The organism is Polaromonas sp. P1_E1_2 (genome assembly GCF_056406035.1).
In genome coordinates this window covers 1-1,523 of sequence record NZ_JBFUAZ010000805.1, presented here as the reverse complement: position 1 = coordinate 1,523, position 1,523 = coordinate 1, and the positions used below count along the sequence as shown (strand labels likewise).

At 58.0% G+C, this 1,523-nt stretch carries 3 protein-coding genes; 1 reads left to right on the top strand and 2 read right to left on the bottom strand.

Annotated elements, in window-relative coordinates:
- Window positions 1-307, top strand: a 307-nt coding sequence (locus AC1D1P_RS23065; RefSeq protein WP_477674599.1) for a glycosyl hydrolase family 65 domain-containing protein, incomplete at its 5' end; no start/stop codon positions are given.
- A 100-nt stretch (window positions 308-407) separates the two neighbouring features.
- Here AC1D1P_RS23065 and AC1D1P_RS23060 read toward each other — a convergent pair.
- Window positions 408-743, bottom strand: a complete 336-nt coding sequence (locus AC1D1P_RS23060; RefSeq protein ID WP_477671290.1) for a hypothetical protein — start codon at window positions 741-743, stop codon at window positions 408-410.
- 191 nt (window positions 744-934) lie between these two features.
- Window positions 935-1,303 carry a glyoxalase superfamily protein gene (locus AC1D1P_RS23055; RefSeq protein ID WP_477674598.1) on the bottom strand — a complete coding sequence of 123 codons (369 nt, stop codon included), beginning with the start codon at window positions 1,301-1,303 and terminating at the stop codon, window positions 935-937.
- Window positions 1,304-1,523 lie beyond the last annotated feature (220 nt).

Sequence of the window (1,523 nt, the reverse complement as noted above, 5' to 3'; positions counted from 1 at the left end):
CCGCGGCGGCTGGAGCTGGTACACCGGCTCGGCTGCGTGGCTGCACCGCGCGGCAATGGAAAACATTCTGGGCCTCAAGGTGCAGCAAGGCGCGCTGTCGCTGTCGCCCCGCGTGCCGGCACAATGGCCCTCGTTTGAGATCACGCTGCGCCTGCAGGAGCGCGTGGTGAAGCTTCGGTGGCAACGCGCAGGGCTTGCCGCAGAAGACAGCTTCAAGCCCGACCTGGTGATCACGCCAGGACAGGTGGTGCTGCTGGCCGAGCTGCCGGCGCAAGCAGCGTTGCTGGTGCAGGCTGAAGAAAGTTGAATTTCGGGCCGCTATTGATTTAATAGCTGCTCGTGCTTTTCACGTATGGGCTGGAAGCCTTTTTTACTTATAAACGCCCCTTCTTTGACTCCAGGGCATCTCAGGCGTTCGTCAGGTCGCCCAACATCGACGGTGTGCGGCGCCTCGCAGGGGGCAGGTGCACAGGCACTTCGCCCGCATCCACGGCTTCAATCAGGCCCGACGCCAGCAACGAACGCAAGGATTCATCAAGTGATCGCGGCGGCATGAACTGCTGCAACTGCTCAAACCACACGCCCGTGCCGCACATCTCCAGTACATCGTGCAGGTAGCGCGACAACGAGCCCGTGGTCTGCGCTTTGGTATTGACCGTGTCCACACAGGCGCGGCCTCCCGGCGTCAGCCGGTAACAGCGTAAGGCGAGGCCTGGAAGAGGGGGCGCGTGGGTCGAGGTCATGGGTGTTTCCTTCAGCAGCACTCATGGTGAATCTGTAGGCAACGAAGTATTCTTGACGRAAATCAAGARTGRGGCYCCACCTGACACGGCGTTCTTGACGGCAGTCAAGATTTGGGKGTTTAGAGCGCTCCTGCGTGAGATTCGCCCGGTTTGCAAAGTGCAGTCAAGTGAAGCGGATGAAAGAGGTGAGGTCAGGTGCTGATGGCATTGGTAAATGTCAGCCGGTTACCAAAAGGGTCCCTGATCGACATGTCCCGGCTCTCCCACGCTGTGTCTTCAATTCCGGGACGGGCGTGCTTGTAGTTCTTCGCCAAAAGCTGCTGGTGATACGCATCAAGCCCATCCGTTTCAATCCGCATCGCCGCGCCCGGGCTGCAGTCGCCGTGGTGCTCCGACAAATGCAGCACGCAGCCGCCTTTGGAGATTTGCAGATAGAGCGGCATGCCGGGCTCAAAGCGATGTTCCCAATCGACCTTGAAGCCGAGGAAGTCGATGTAAAACTCCTTGGCCTTGGCTTCATCGAAGATGCGAAGGATGGGGGTGGTTTTTCCGAAGCTCATAACTGCAACTTTCTTGTCCAATTGAATAGTGGCCCGGCATAGGACCCAAAATTGCAGATTAACATTTGCCCAGACTCTCGCATCAATTCAAGAATCAGGCCGTCAAATGCACACCGTCATCATCACTGGCTGGGAAGCCGGCTTCCTCAAGGTTTCTCATTCCAAGTTGCTTCAAGAGACTGCAGCCATGTCGTTGAGCGAGGCGAAGGCAGCCACAGAT